The sequence below is a fragment of the Pelomicrobium sp. G1 genome (genome assembly GCF_051905455.1).
Classification (GTDB): Bacteria; Pseudomonadota; Gammaproteobacteria; order Burkholderiales; family UBA6910; genus Pelomicrobium.
In genome coordinates this window covers 1-250 of record NZ_JBQACR010000472.1, presented here as the reverse complement: position 1 = coordinate 250, position 250 = coordinate 1, and the positions used below count along the sequence as shown (strand labels likewise).

Annotated in this window: 1 pseudogene; it reads right to left on the bottom strand. The window is 69.2% G+C overall.

Annotated features, from left to right (window positions below):
* A pseudogene (locus tag ACTFO6_RS19275) lies at window positions 1-250 on the bottom strand (ATP-dependent DNA helicase); the annotation flags it as partial.

The window sequence follows — 250 nt, the reverse complement described above, 5'->3', positions numbered from 1 at the left end:
GTTGGGGAGCCTCGTCGACCACCACCGTTTTACACGCGGGAGGGGGCTCCGCGACGCCCACTTCCTGCAGCACCAGGTCGGAGAAAAAGAGGTGGTGGTTCACCACCACCACGTCCGCCGCCAGCGCTGCGCGCCGGGCCCGCATGAGGAAACAGCGGGCGTAATACGGGCAGCCGGGCCCCAGGCAGTTGTCCCGGGTGGACGTGACCGCTGGCCACACGGGGGAGTCCTCGGGCACATCGGGTAGCTC